General features: G+C 68.6%; 5 protein-coding genes. 1 reads left to right on the top strand and 4 read right to left on the bottom strand.

Annotated features, from left to right (window positions below; genetic code table 11):
- Positions 1-8 precede the first annotated feature (8 nt).
- Both DAT35_RS34915 and DAT35_RS34910 read right to left on the bottom strand, forming a co-directional pair.
- The gene (locus DAT35_RS34915; protein ID WP_108073409.1) at positions 9-1622 is read right to left on the bottom strand and encodes a lactate racemase domain-containing protein; all 1614 of its coding nucleotides are present in this window, start codon (positions 1620-1622) and stop codon (positions 9-11) included.
- A gap of 17 nt (positions 1623-1639) precedes the next feature.
- The gene (locus tag DAT35_RS34910; protein ID WP_108073407.1) at positions 1640-2305 is read right to left on the bottom strand and encodes an HAD family phosphatase; all 666 of its coding nucleotides are present in this window, start codon (positions 2303-2305) and stop codon (positions 1640-1642) included.
- Between the two features lie 888 nt (positions 2306-3193).
- On the opposite strand from DAT35_RS34910, the gene DAT35_RS34905 reads away from it, so the two are divergent.
- On the top strand, positions 3194-4660 hold the full coding sequence (locus DAT35_RS34905; protein WP_108073405.1) for a D-arabinono-1,4-lactone oxidase: 1467 nt from the start codon (positions 3194-3196) through the stop codon (positions 4658-4660).
- Between the two features lie 39 nt (positions 4661-4699).
- On the opposite strand, the gene DAT35_RS34900 is transcribed toward DAT35_RS34905, so the two are convergent.
- Positions 4700-8668: a serine/threonine-protein kinase gene (locus DAT35_RS34900; protein ID WP_108073569.1), complete on the bottom strand. Its 3969-nt coding sequence runs from the start codon at positions 8666-8668 to the stop codon at positions 4700-4702.
- Positions 8669-8742: 74 nt separating this feature from the next.
- Positions 8743-12714, bottom strand: a complete 3972-nt coding sequence (locus DAT35_RS34895) for a serine/threonine-protein kinase PknK (RefSeq protein ID WP_108073403.1) — start codon at positions 12712-12714, stop codon at positions 8743-8745.
- Positions 12715-12948 lie beyond the last annotated feature (234 nt).

Below are 12948 nucleotides of genomic sequence, written 5' to 3'. Positions count from 1 at the left end.
ACCCGGGGCTACTTCACGTCGACCATGACGGTGGGGGCGATGCGCAGCAGGCTGATGCTGGCCGAGCGGCCCATGAAGCCGCGCGCTTCCTCGATGGCCTCGGTGAGGGTGTCGGTGCGCTCCCAGCCGAGCAGCGCCGGGACGTGGTTGTTCTCCGCGCCCGCGACGATGACCTTGCCCACGTGCTGGCGGCCGTTCTCGCCCCAGTACCACATGTAGAGCGGGTGCACGCCGTGGTAGGCGTTCCCCTTGCGGTACAGGTGCACGTAGCTGGGGTTCTCCGCGAACTCGCGCTCGTACTTCTGTTCAATCTGGACCGCGTCGCGCGTCTCGGGCAGCACCCGGTTGAAGAACTCGATGTAGCTGGGGTGCTGGACGGGATCGAACTCGTCGAAGGCCGGGTGGGTGAGGATGAGCACGCCGCCCTTCTTCACCAGCGGCACGCCGCGGTTGAGGTTGAAGAAGTAGCCCAGCCCCATCACCTGCACCAGCAGCGGGTTGAGGATGGAGTTGACGCTGTAGGGCGAGATGAACGGGATGGGGAAGATGACGATGTCGCTCTGCCCCTGCACCGGCACCACGTACTGCTGCCAGCTCTTCTCCAGCGTCTTGGCGTGGGTGGGCTCGGTGGCTCCGGCGAACACACCCGTCACGTCATAGGGCGCGGGGATGGAGTTGAGCACCTTGCGCGCCGCCGCTCGCGGCATCTTCGACAGCGCGTACCGCATGCCGTGCAGCTTCAGCCGGTCCCCCTCGGTGTAGTCCTCCTCCTTCTTGTGGAGGAAGTCCACGCCGGGGCCGAACATGCGGTTGTTCAGCGACGTCTCGATGTGGAACACCTTGAGGTGCTTGTCGATCGCCTTGCCGATGCGCTCGTTGCGCCGGTACAGCTCGCTGTGACCCGGCTCCATGTAGCTCTTGGACTCGCGGATCGTCTTCGGGTTGTGGTGCGCCTTGAGGCTGGCGTAGTTGGCCACGCCGGTACCCATGGACTTGTGGCCGCCATTCATGGGCACGAAGTTGACGTTCACATAGACGATGAGGTCGCTCTCGGCCACGCGCCGGTTGACGGCCACCACGTGCGAGCCGCACGGCGTGCGCTCCAACTCCACCATGCCGTCCGGATCCTCGGCGTCATGGTTGTAGTAGCGGTCCGGGTAGTAGGCGTCGAAGATCTTCTGGCCCACCATGCGCCGCATCTCGCCCTCCGTCATGCGGCGGTGCAGGGCGTTGGCGATGACCAGGTGCACGTCGTCCACGCCCGAGTCCGCGCACAACTCCAGCACCACCTCGAGGATGGACTGGCGCACGTCCGGCGTCGCCATGGGCGGCAGCGGCACGGAGATGTCGTCGATGACGCAGGTGAGCCGCATGCCGGGGCGCAGCAGGGCGTGCAGCGGCTCCATGCCCTCGGGGTGGTTGATGGCCCAGCGGATGGCGGCCTTGACGTTGGGCACGCCGGCCAGGGGCGGCCGAGGGAAGATGACCCGGGTGCCCACGGGCAGGTCCTCGAGCAGGAAACCCTCGCCGTAGAAGAGCGCCCGCGGGGGGCTGCCCTTCTCGGTGATGACCACCTGGCTTTCCTCGTCGTAGAGCTTCTGGAGCGTCTTGAGCGGGCGCATGTCGTACTGAACTTTCGTTACTTGAGGTCGAGGATGGGCCAGTTGTAGGCCCGGGCGATGGAACGCAGGCGCATGTCCGGATTGACGGCCGTGGGCCGCCCCACCACGGACAGCATGGCGTAGTCGGAGGCGCTGTCGGAGTAGCCGTGGCACTGATCCAAGGCCAGGCCCTCCCGGACGCAGTACGAGCGGATGGCGTTGGCCTTGTTCGCCCCCTCGATGATGGGGGGGATGACCTTCCCGGTGGCCTTGCCGCCGACGAACTGCATCTTGTTGGCGATCATGTCGTCCGCACCCAGGTAGCGGGCCAGCGGGCGCATGCTGAAGTCCAGGGCTCCGGTGACGAGCACGATGCGGCAGCCCACGCGGCGCGCCTGGTCGATGAGGTCGCGCGTCTGCTCGTAGATGGCGGGCTTGAGCACGTCCTCGAACATGTCCTCGGCGACGGAGACGAGCCGATCCTCGGACAAGCCGGCGTAATACCTGTAGAAGAACTCGTTGAAGGCCTTGCGGTTCACCGCGTCCATGGCGGCGAAGAGGGGCACGCTGGCCGCGGTGGCCAGGGTCCTCCCGGCGATGCCCAGGAACGTGCCTCGGTTCATCGCATAGTAGGCGTAGACGTGGACGACGTTGGTCTTCACCAGCGTCCCGTCAACATCGTAGAAGGCAGCTTTCGCGGGCATGGGCAAGGCGGGCTTCCTGACACCGGAGTCAGGCGTGTGTCAACCATGCGAAGCAGTACGGAATTCGCCGGGAGCAGTGCGAAGCTCGGGAGGCAGTCGAGCCGTGCGCCCGAGCCGTCTGGAGAACCGAGTGGTGGCTCGGTGAGTACGCAGCCAGTGGAACGGCGCGTACGCACGTGGGCGCGGGGGGCGAGCACGCCACACCGAGGAGGCGGCGGTTCATCGTCGGGTCGTCGGAGCAGCGAGGGCATGGGGCGCTCCGTCCGGGGCGCCGGGCAGGCCAGCGCGGAACCTCGGCGGCGGTAGCTGGCCCGGCCCTCCCGGGGGTCCAGACGCGAGTCACTCAGGCCTCAGCGGGTGAGTGTGTTTGTCCCACGTAGTAGTTTAGCTTACGTTCTGGCGTCAACGAGTAAGGGGCGGATGGAGCCCCATCACTTCTGGTGGAGGTCCAGAACCGAGGTGCATGGGGCAGAGGCGCGGCGACCAGGACTGTTCCCTGTGCGATCGCGAGGTGCTTCCGGCGGGGGGCGCACCCAACCGCGAAGGTCGGCCTACCCTTCGCACGTCTGGAGTTGGGGCCCGCGGGGTTGGGCCATTCCGCGTCGTGGGACTGCTGGGGTGGGCGGCTGGGGTACCACCTGGCGGGTGCGCTGACGGGGGCGTGACGATGACCTCACGTTCATCCGACCCGAGTCCCTGGAGCACCTGCTCCCCCCAACTGTCCCGTTCTCATGACACGAGAGCCGTTCCGGAGGATGGAGAAGCCAGCGAAGCCTCCCGGATGGGCCTGCAGGGGTTGTGAACTGCTTCGCTCACAGGCTGTTACTGAGCTCACAGCAGAAGACGCCAGACGTTTCTATTGTATTGCTCAATCACGGGGGAGAGCACATGAAACTTCTGGGCAGGATTCTGCGCATCGCGCGCACGTGGCGTATCAACACCGTCAACTCCCTGGTCTTCCTCCTTTCGGGAGGGGCGAAGCTGCTGCACGAGGGGCGCTTCCTGGAGTGGCGTGGGACGTGGGTCAATTGGAGCCGCACGTTCGAATGCCAGCCGGAGTACTTCAAGAGGCCCCGTACCGAGGAGGAGATCCGCAACATCGTCCGGAGCTCGGAGACGGTCCGCGTCGTGGGTTCTGGCCACGGTTTCAATGCCTCTCCTCTCACGAGCGGAACGTTGATCTCGTTGGAAGACTACAAGGCGGTGCGCATCGACAAGGCGAAGATGCGCGCCTATGTGCAGACGGGGATCCGGCTGAGGGAGCTCACCCAGATCTTGCGTGAGAATGGCCTGGCTCTTCCGGTGCAGGGCTCCACCGATGCGCAGAGTATCGGCGGGTTGATTGGGACAGACGTCCACGGTACCGGACGGGACAACGGCTTCCTGTCGGAGCAACTGCGGTCACTGCGAATCGTGAACGCAGCCGGTGATGTGAAGACGTATCGGCGGGGCGCACCGGAGTTCCACGCGGCCATCGGTGGAATCGGCACCTGCGGCATCGTCACCGAGGCAGAGCTCCAGTGCGTGCCTGCCTTCAACTTGAAGAAGTCGACCCAGGTGGTGGATAGGGCGATGGCCGAGGGCTCCATCGACCTGTTGTTGCGGCAATACAATCATCTCAGCTTCTATTACATCGGCGGTGTCGACATCAGGAAGGTCCTGATGAATACGTGGCAGCACACGCAGGAGCCGCCCTCCCGGCTGTATCGCGTGCTCAAGGTGATACAGGAGCTGATGGACATGCTGTTCATGGGCTATCTGCTGGGGTTGGCGAGGGTCCTGGACTTCGCCCAGGTGTTCGCGAAGGCCGGCCTCTTCTTCCTCAAGCTCCTGATGAACGGCAGGAGTTGTGTGTATCCATCGCAGGTGGGCTTCTCGCGCAGCCTCTATTACCACCACGATGAGATCGAGTACGGCATTCCCTACGAGAAGTACAAGCAATGCCTGCAGGAGATCCTGGAGATGCTGAAGCGCCGGCGGTTCGTGACCGTCATCGAGGTTCGATTCACGCCCGATGCCTCTCAGGCGACGATCGCTCCCGGAGCGGGCCGGCGTACCTGCTACATCAATCTCGTGCCGAGTCTGTCCGTCGATCCGACAGAGGTTTTCGCCGAGGCCGAGCGCATCTTCCTGACGTATGGAGGGCAGGTGCATCTCGGCAAGGCGACCAGGGTGACCGGCGAAGCGATGAAGAAGATGTATGGGCTGAGATGGCGGGAATTCCGGCGGGTGCAACAGCAGCAGGATCCCGAGGGGAAGTTCGTCAACGATTTCGTCGCACGCATTCTCGCGGACCACGAGGCGAGTCGCCCCGTGCGGCAGGTCGAGGACGAGCGGACGCGCATCGCCAGCTGAGCGTCTGTCCCAGGTGCGGCGCCAGGGCGTGAGGGCGCCCTACGGCGGGGATTCACCCCAGCGCTGGCGGGCCAGTTCGAGGGTGCGGGCGTTCTCGGGCACCCGGTGCAGGAATCGCTCACGGAGGGTGGGGTCAGAGATGTCGCTGGCCCGCTCCCTCACGCACCGGAGGGCCTCGCGCAGGGCGGCTTCTCCCGCGCTGGCGTCGCCGTCCGCGAAGCGGGCCTCCACCAGCGCCAGATGCACGGCGACCGCGTGCACGCCCTCGTTGCCCATCCGAGCCAGCTCTCCCATGCCGAGCTCCGCCACGTGCCGGGCCTCCACGGCGCGTCCCTGGGCGCGCAGGACGGTGCTGTGCAGCGCGCGCACGGGGGCCAGGAAGTTCAGGAACGGCATCAACAGCTCACACGCCTTGCGCGCATACGGCTCGGCTTCGCGCGGCTCGCCACGGGCCGCCAGTGTCCAGGCCCGCATGGCGTGCGCGTTGCCCCACTTGTAGGCGTCCGTGCTGTTCATCCACTCCTCTGCCAGGGTCTCGGCCTCCCGCTGGTGTTCCAGTTCCGGGCTGCGGGCGAGCGTCGTCGCCAGGTACCGCTGGGCATAGGTCACCGCGAGACGCTGCTCCGTGCGCTGGGCAACGGCCAGGGCCTCTCGCAGGTACGCCACGGCTCCGGGGAGATCTCCCAGCGCGGCCAGGGCCGCCCCCGAAAAGGCTCGAGCCAGGGTCGCGTCCCGCTCCGAGCCGATCTCTCGGAAGTCTCGCTCCGCCAGCTCGATCAACGTGAAGGCCTGCCAGGGCCTCGCCTCGAAGTAGTAGAGGAAGTAGGCCTGGGCGAACCTCATCCAGCCACGCGCCCGGGCACCCAGGGGCTCCATGCCCGCGCCCACCTTCAGCGCCCGTGCGACCAGGAGCTCCATCCGTTGGCGCGCGCCGGACCAGGACATCGCGGCCCCCAGGCGGTTGATGGCCTCGAGATAGGCCGCCACCGCATCGGGCTCCGGCGTGGTGTGCAGTAGGAGGTCGCTCAGCCGGGCCACGTGCTCCCCATGCCGGTCCAGGGCGCTCCCCAGGCTCAAGTCCCCCATCAACCTGCACCACAGCGCGCTCCCCGCCTTCATCCTGGCGAGGACCGGAATGCCGAGCTCCAGCGCTCTCGGGAGCTGATCCATCCAGAAGGCAACCACGGCCTGGAGCGCGCGCAGCCGGGTCAGCAACTCGCCGCTCGCACCACAGCCGAGGGCACCCTCCACGCAGCGCATCGTCCCCTGCAGGTCGTGCCGTTCGAAGAGCTGCTCGGCGGCACGCGTGTAGAAATGGGTGGCTCGCTCTGGCCGCTCGCCCAGCCAGTGGTGGGTGGCGAGCACCAGCGGCTCTGGTTCGCCCACCCGCTCCAGCCAGTCGCCCGCCAGCCGGTGGCCCATGGGCCGATGGTCGTCGGGCACCAGTCCATAGGCGGCATCCCTCACCAGCGCATGGCGGAAGCGGTACTCGTTCTCCGCGCGGAAGCGGCTGGAGGGCAGGGGCTCGATGACCTCCTGTTCCACGAGCCACCTCAGGTGCTGCTCCTGCGCCTTGCTCTCTCTGGACCCGCCCAGCAGTTCCTTCACGCCGCCCGACCAGAAGGTGCGGCCGAAGATGCTGGCGGCCAGCAGCGTCTGGCGGACCCCCGGCTCCATCCGCATCAAGCGCGCCTGGAGCACCGCCAGCACCGTCTGCGGAACCTCCTCTCCTCGCCCCTCGGCCAGCATGCGGATGAGCTCCTCCAGGAAGAGCGCGTTGCCGTCCGACTGCTCCACCGCCTTCTGGACGATGTTGTCGGGCACCTGGGGCCCGAGCACCTCGCGCACCAGCCGGGCGCTGGCCTTGCGGCTCAGCCCATTCAGCGGCACCTCTTGCAGCCGCCGCGACCACAGGTGCGGGAAGAGCGTCTTCACCTCGGGCCGTGCCAGTGCCAGCACCAGGAGGGGCTGCTCGGCGAGCTCCCGCAGCAGCTCGTCCACCAGCTTGATGGTGAGCGCATCGCTCCAGTGCAGGTCCTCCAGCACCAGGAGCACCGGGTGATGGGCGCACTCGGCCTTGAGGAAGTACACCAGGGCCCGGCCCATCTGGGCATTCATCAGCCGAGGGTCACCGCGCGCCGCGCGCAGGCGGGGATTGGTGTCGTCGGGGAAGGGGAGGGCGCACAGCTCGCCCAGGAACTCGACGGTCTCCTTCGCCTCGGCGGGGGGCAGGTGCCTGGACAAGCGCTGGGTGAGGCGGGCGCGGTGGGACTCGGCGTCCTCACCCTCGACGACGCCGCACAGCATGCGCAGGGCCTGGCCCAGCAGGCCGTAGGAGGCCCCCGTGCTCATGGGCTCGCCACGCCCCAACAGCACCAGCACCGGCTGCTCCCAGCGCTCGATGCGGCGCAGGAACTCGTGGCGCAGGCGGGACTTGCCGGTGCCCGGAGGCGCCGTCACCAGCAGGGCGCGGGCGGAGGATTCCTCGTGGCAGGAGGAGAGGGTGAACTCGAGCAGGGCCAGTTCCTGCTCACGGCCCACGCACGGGGTGGGCTTGCCCAGCAGCGGCCGGGACGTGTCGGCGCCGAGCTGCTCACCTTGCAGCAGGAATGAACCCGAGGAGGAGCGCGACAGCTGGAAGCCGGGCCCGAGCAGACCGGCGGTGACCTCGTCCATCAGCACGCAGGCGAAGGCGGTGGGGGCCTGTTCGAGCTGACGCAGCAGCCGGCCCGCCCTGTCCATGGCCTCGCCTACTGGTAGGTGCTCGGCGAGCACCCCGCGGCCGGTGGCCAGCACCACCGCGGCCTCGGGCCAGCGGTCCTTGAGGGTGAGGGCGCAGCGCGCGGCCAGCGCGGCCTGGTCGGTCGCGGTGCCCCGCTCCGGCGTCAGCGTGGCCACCAGCGTACCGTCCGCCAGCCGCTCCACCTGGGCCCCGTAGGGGGCGAGCGCCGTCCGCATGGAGTCGCGCAGCGTGAGCCCTCGTCTCGTGTCCTCCTCCTGCTCCCCGGTGTCTCGCCCAGGGTCGGAGGCCAGCAGGACGCTGACGAGCTGCTGCTCTGCGCCGGCCAGGCCGGTGGGCTGGGACTTCTTCTCGGCGCGCAGCAGCGAGGGGACCGATTCGAGTGCCTTGAGCGATTCGAGCAGGTGGGTGGCATCCGGCAGCCGCCGCTGCGTCTTCTTGGCCAGCATGCAGTCCACCAGCACCTGCAGTCCCTGGGGCAGGCCCGGACGCAGCTCGTGCAGGGGCTTTGGTTCGGTGTAGAGGATCTTCGCCAGCGTGGCGGAGAAGTGAGGCGCCTTGAAGGGGGGCTGACCCGCGAGGCACTCGTACAGCACGCAGCCCAGGGAGAAGATGTCGGCGCAGGCAGGAATCTCTGGCTCGCTGGAGGCCTGCTCGGGCGCCATGTAGCCCTGAGTGCCGAGTACCGTGTTGATGCTCGTTACCCGCACCAGGGTTGGCGCGACATGGCGGGCGAGCCCGAAGTCCAGCAGCACCACGTCCTCGGGCCTGCCCCCGCGCAGGAAGAGGTTGGAGGGCTTGATGTCGCGGTGGACGATGCCCTGACGGTGGGCGATGGCAAGGCCCTCGGCGGCGCGGTGTACCAGCGCCAGGGTTTCGGAGAGGTCGAGGGGCTCGCGGAGCAGGCGGCGTGCGAGATCCTCGCCTTCGAGCCACTCCATGACCAGGAAGGGTTGGCCCTCCTCGGAGGTGCCATGGGCCACGTAGGAGACGATGGCGGGATGGTGGAGTTCCGAGAGCAGCACGGCCTCCCGGTTGAAGCGGTAGGCAGCGGCCGGGGAGGTGACGGCCTTCATCAGCTTGAGGGCGACGGTTTGACCGGTGCGCTGGTCGGTGGCCCGGAAGACGAAGCCCATGCCGCCGCGGCCCGCCAGGTCCTCGATGAGGAAGCGGCCCGCGATGAGGGTTCCACGAGGCGGGGGAGGGGGCCCGCCTCCTCCGGCCAGAGGTACGAGAAGAGGAGAAGTCTCCGTGCTGTCGGCGGCCATGATGGGGTCCACACCTTATACCAGGCGTGTTGACACCCCAGACGCGCAGCGCGTTTCTTCTCGGCGCGAGTGCTCTACTCCACAGAGCCGCCCCAGCGCTGACGGGCGAGCTCGAGGGTGCGGGCGTTTTCGGGCACCTGGCGCAGGAAGCGCTCCTGGAGGGACGGGTCGGTGATGTCGTTGGCCCGGTCCCGCACACACCGCAGGGCCTCGCGCAAGGCGAGCTCTCCCGCGCGGACGTCTCCCTGAGCGAAGCAGGCCTCCGCCAGCACCAGGTGCATGGCCACCGCATATACGCCCGCGTTGCCCATCTGCTCCAACTGCCGCACGCCCACCTCCGCCTCCTGCCGGGCCTCCGCGGCGCGTCCCTGGGCGAGCAGCGTGGCACTCAGGTACGTGCGCGCGTGGATCAGCTCGGTCTGGTGCATGGCCAGCAGCTCACACGCTTTGCGCGCATAGGGCTCGGCCTCGCGCGGCTCGCCACTGTCCGTCATCACCTTGGCCAGCACGGCGTGCACCGTGCCCTGCCGGTAGGCATAGCCGTTCTCCGCGCCCACCACCCACTCGCGTGCCTGGGCATGGGCCTCGCGCCGGTGTTCCAGGTCGGGACTGTCGGCCATCACCTGGCACAGGAAGTTCTGGGCCGCGCCATTGGCCAGGTGTGCCCCCCACTGCTGGCTGACGATCAGCACGTCCCGCATCCGTTCCACGGCGCCGGGAACATCCCCCAGCGCCGCCAGGGCCATCCCCGAGATGGTCTGCAGGATGAGCGCGTCGCGCTCCAGGCCGAGCTCGCGGAAGTCCCGCATCCCCTGCTCGGCCTGCAGGAAGGCCTGCCAGGGTTTGGCCTCGAAGCGGAAATGGAAGAAGGCCTGGATGTAGCGGGCCCAGCCCGGGTTCATGCCGTCGGCGACCATCTCCCACAGCCGCTCAATCACGGCCTGGGCCTCCCAGCGAGCCCCGGACAGCACGTGCGCCAGGCCCAGGCAGGCCACGGCCCAGTAGTAGGCCGAGACCGCTTCGGGTTGTGGGGTGGTGCTCAGCAGCAGCTGGCTCAGCCGGGCGGATTGTCCCGGCTGCTGGCCCGAATAGACATCGGCGACCACCAGGCCGCCCACCACCCAGCACCACAGCCGGCTCCCCGGCCCCAGCTCATCCAGCACCGGGCCCCCGAGCTCCAGCGCCCGGGCGAGGTCATCCCCCCAGAAGGCCGCCACGGCCTGCAACGCGCGCAGCCGGACGAGATCCTCGTCCCTCGCGCCGCACGCCAGCGCCGAGTCCACGCATTGCAGCGTTCCCGGGAGATCATTGCGCTCGAAGAGTCGCTCGGAGGCCTGGATGTAGAGATGGACGGCGCGCACCAGTAACTCGCCGCGCTGGTAGTGCGTGGCGAGCACCAGCGGCTCTGGTTCACCCATCCGCTCCAGCCAGTCGCCCGCCAGCCGGTGACCCATGGGTCGGTGGTTCTCGGGCACCAGGCCATAGGCGGCATCCCTCACCAGCGCATGGCGGAATCGGTACTGGGCTTCCGCGGGGAAGCGGCTGTCGGCCTGGGGCTCGATGACCTCCTGCTCCACGAGCCTCCGCAGGTGCTCTTCCAACTTCTCGCCCGAGCCCTGCCACACCAGCAGCTCCTTCACGCCGCCCGACCAGAAGGTGCGGCCGAAGATGCTGGCGGCCAGCAGCGTCTGGCGGACCCCCGGCTCCATCCGCATCAAGCGCGCCTGGAGCACCGCCAGTACCGTCTCCGGCACCACCTCTCCGCGCCCCTCGGCCAGCATGCGGATGAGCTCTTCCAGGAAGAGCGCGTTGCCGTCCGATTGCTCCACCGCCTTCTGGACGATGTTGTCGGGCACCTGGGACCCGAGCACCTCGCGCACCAGCCGGGCGCTGGCCTTGCGGCTCAGCCCGCTCAGCGGCACCTCTTGCAGCCGCCGTGACCACAGGCTCGGGAAGAGCGTCTTCACCTCGGGCCGCGCCAGTGCCAGCACCAGGAGGGGCTGCTCGGCGAGCTCCCGCAGCAGCTCGTCCACCAGCTTGATGGTGAGCGCATCGCTCCAGTGCAGGTCCTCCAGCACCAGGAGCACCGGGTGATGGGCGCACTCGGCCTTGAGGAAGGACACCACGGCGCGGCTCACCTGGGCGCTCATCAGCCGAGGGTCACCGCGCGCCGCGCGCAGGCGGGGATTGGTGTCGTCGGGGAAGGGGAGGGCGCACAGCTCGCCCAGGAATTCGACGGTCTCCTTCGCCTCGGCGGGGGGCAGGTGCTTGGACAAGCGCTGGGTGAGGCGGGCGCGGTGGGACTCGGCGTCCTCACCCTCGACGACGCCGCACAGCATGCGCAGGGCCTGGCCCAGCAGGCCGTAGGAGGCCCCCGCGCTCATGGGCTCGCCACGCCCCAGCAGCACGAGTACCGGCTGGTCCCGGCGCTCGATGCGGCGCAGGAACTCGTGGCGCAGGCGGGACTTGCCGGTGCCCGGAGGCGCCGTCACCAGCAGGGCGCGGGCGGAGGACTCCTCGTAACAGGAGGAGAGGGTGAACTCGAGCAGGGCCAGCTCCTGCTCACGGCCCACGCACGGGGTGGGCTTGCCCAGCAGTGGCCGGGACGTGTCGGCGCTGAACTGCTCGGCGCGCAGCAGGAAGACGTCCGTGTTGGAGCGGTAGAGCTGGAAGCCGGGCCCGAGCAGGCCGGTGGTGACCTCGTCCAGCATCACGACGGCGCGGATGGGTGCCTGTTCGAGCTGGCGCAGCAGCCGGCCCGCCTTGTCCATGGCCTCGCCCATCGGCAGGTGCTCGTCGATGACTCCAAGCCCGGTGGCCAGCACCACCGCGGCCTCGGGCCAGCGGTCCTTGAGGGTGAGGGCGCAGCGCGCGGCCAGTGCGGCCTGGTCGGTGGCGGTCCCCCGGTCCGGCGTCAGCGTGGCCACCAACGTGCCGTCCGCCAGCCGCTCCACCCGGGCTCCGAAGGGCGCGAGCGCCGCCCGCATGGAGTCGCGCAGTGCGAGCCCCTTCTTCCGCTGCTCCTCCTGCTCGTCCGCGGGCCGCGCGGGGAGCGACACCAGCAGGACGCTGACGAGCTGCCGCTCGGCATCGAACAGGCTGGTGGGACGCAGCCCTCCCACGGCGCGGGGGGGTGACATCTCGGGGAGCGAGTCGAGCGCCGAGAGCGCCTCGAGCAGATGGGTGGCATCCGGCAGCCGCCGCCGGGTGTCCTTGGCCAGCATGCCGTCCATCAGCCCCTGCAGTCCCGAGGGCAGGCCCGGACGCAGCGCGTTCAGGGGGGGCGCCTCGGCGAACAGGATCTTCGCCAGCGCGGCGGAGAAGTGGGGCGCCTTGAAGGGGGGCTGACCCGTGAGGCACTCGTACAGCACGCAGCCCAGGGAGAAGATGTCGGCGCAGGGAGGAATCTCTGACTGGCCAGAGGCCTGCTCCGGTGCCATGTAGCCTGGCGTTCCCAGCACCATGTCGGTCCGGGTCACCCCCCCCAGCGTGGGCAGGGTGTAGCGCGCCAGCCCGAAGTCCAGCACCACCACGTTCTCGGGATTGCCTCCGCGCAGGAAGAGGTTGGAGGGCTTGATGTCGCGGTGGACGATGCCTTGCCGGTGGGCGATGGCGAGTCCCTCGGCGACGCGGCGTACCAGCGTCAGGGCCTCGGTCAGCCCGAGCGGCTGGCGGATCTGCCGGTGTGAGAGGTCTTCACCCTCGAGCCATTCCATGACGAGGAAGGGCTGGCCCTCCTCGGAGGTGCCATGGGCCACGTAGGAGACGATGGCGGGATGGCGCAGCTCCGAGAGCAGCACGGCTTCACGGTTGAAGCGGTGGGTGACCTCGGGATAGCTCACGGTGTGCAGCAGCTTGAGGGCAACGGTCTGACCGGTCTGGAGATCCGTGGTGCGGAAGACGGAGCCCATGCCGCCACGGCCCGCCAGCTCCTCGATGCGGAAACGGCCAGCGAGGACGGTCCCGCCTTGCGGCAGAGGGGGTGGAGCGGAGCCCCCCCCGGACTGGGGACTGGTCGGAGAAGTGAACGTGCTGTCTGAAGCCATGCGCGATTTGCGGCCAACGATACCCCAGGCACGTGGGGACGCTGGAGTCGTAGGAGGTCATCTCACCACGTGTACGACGCACTGCGTCCGATGATGCCTGGATGCCCACCGGGCGTGAAGCCTCCACAGGGCACGCACCCCACTCCCAGCGCCGCTCACGTCTTTCATAGCTCGGAAGCCTGGCCGCCGTTCGGACCTGACGCTCGCTCCTGTCCAGGCCGGGCAGCATGGCAC

The organism is Vitiosangium sp. GDMCC 1.1324 (assembly GCF_003044305.1).
GTDB lineage: Bacteria > Myxococcota > Myxococcia > Myxococcales > Myxococcaceae > Archangium.
Note: the sequence above shows the minus strand (reverse complement) of the source record. Positions and strands in the feature narration are given on the sequence as shown.

What these genes read in the sequence shown, in the direction of transcription:
- DAT35_RS34895 (WP_108073403.1), bottom strand. Translation starts at nt 12,714, where the DNA reads ATGGCTTCAGACAGCACGTTCACTTCTCCGACCAGTCCCCAGTCCGGG.
- DAT35_RS34915 (WP_108073409.1), bottom strand. Translation starts at nt 1,622, where the DNA reads ATGCGCCCGCTCAAGACGCTCCAGAAGCTCTACGACGAGGAAAGCCAG.
- DAT35_RS34905 (WP_108073405.1), top strand. Translation starts at nt 3,194, where the DNA reads ATGAAACTTCTGGGCAGGATTCTGCGCATCGCGCGCACGTGGCGTATC.
- DAT35_RS34900 (WP_108073569.1), bottom strand. Translation starts at nt 8,668, where the DNA reads ATGGCCGCCGACAGCACGGAGACTTCTCCTCTTCTCGTACCTCTGGCC.
- DAT35_RS34910 (WP_108073407.1), bottom strand. Translation starts at nt 2,305, where the DNA reads ATGCCCGCGAAAGCTGCCTTCTACGATGTTGACGGGACGCTGGTGAAG.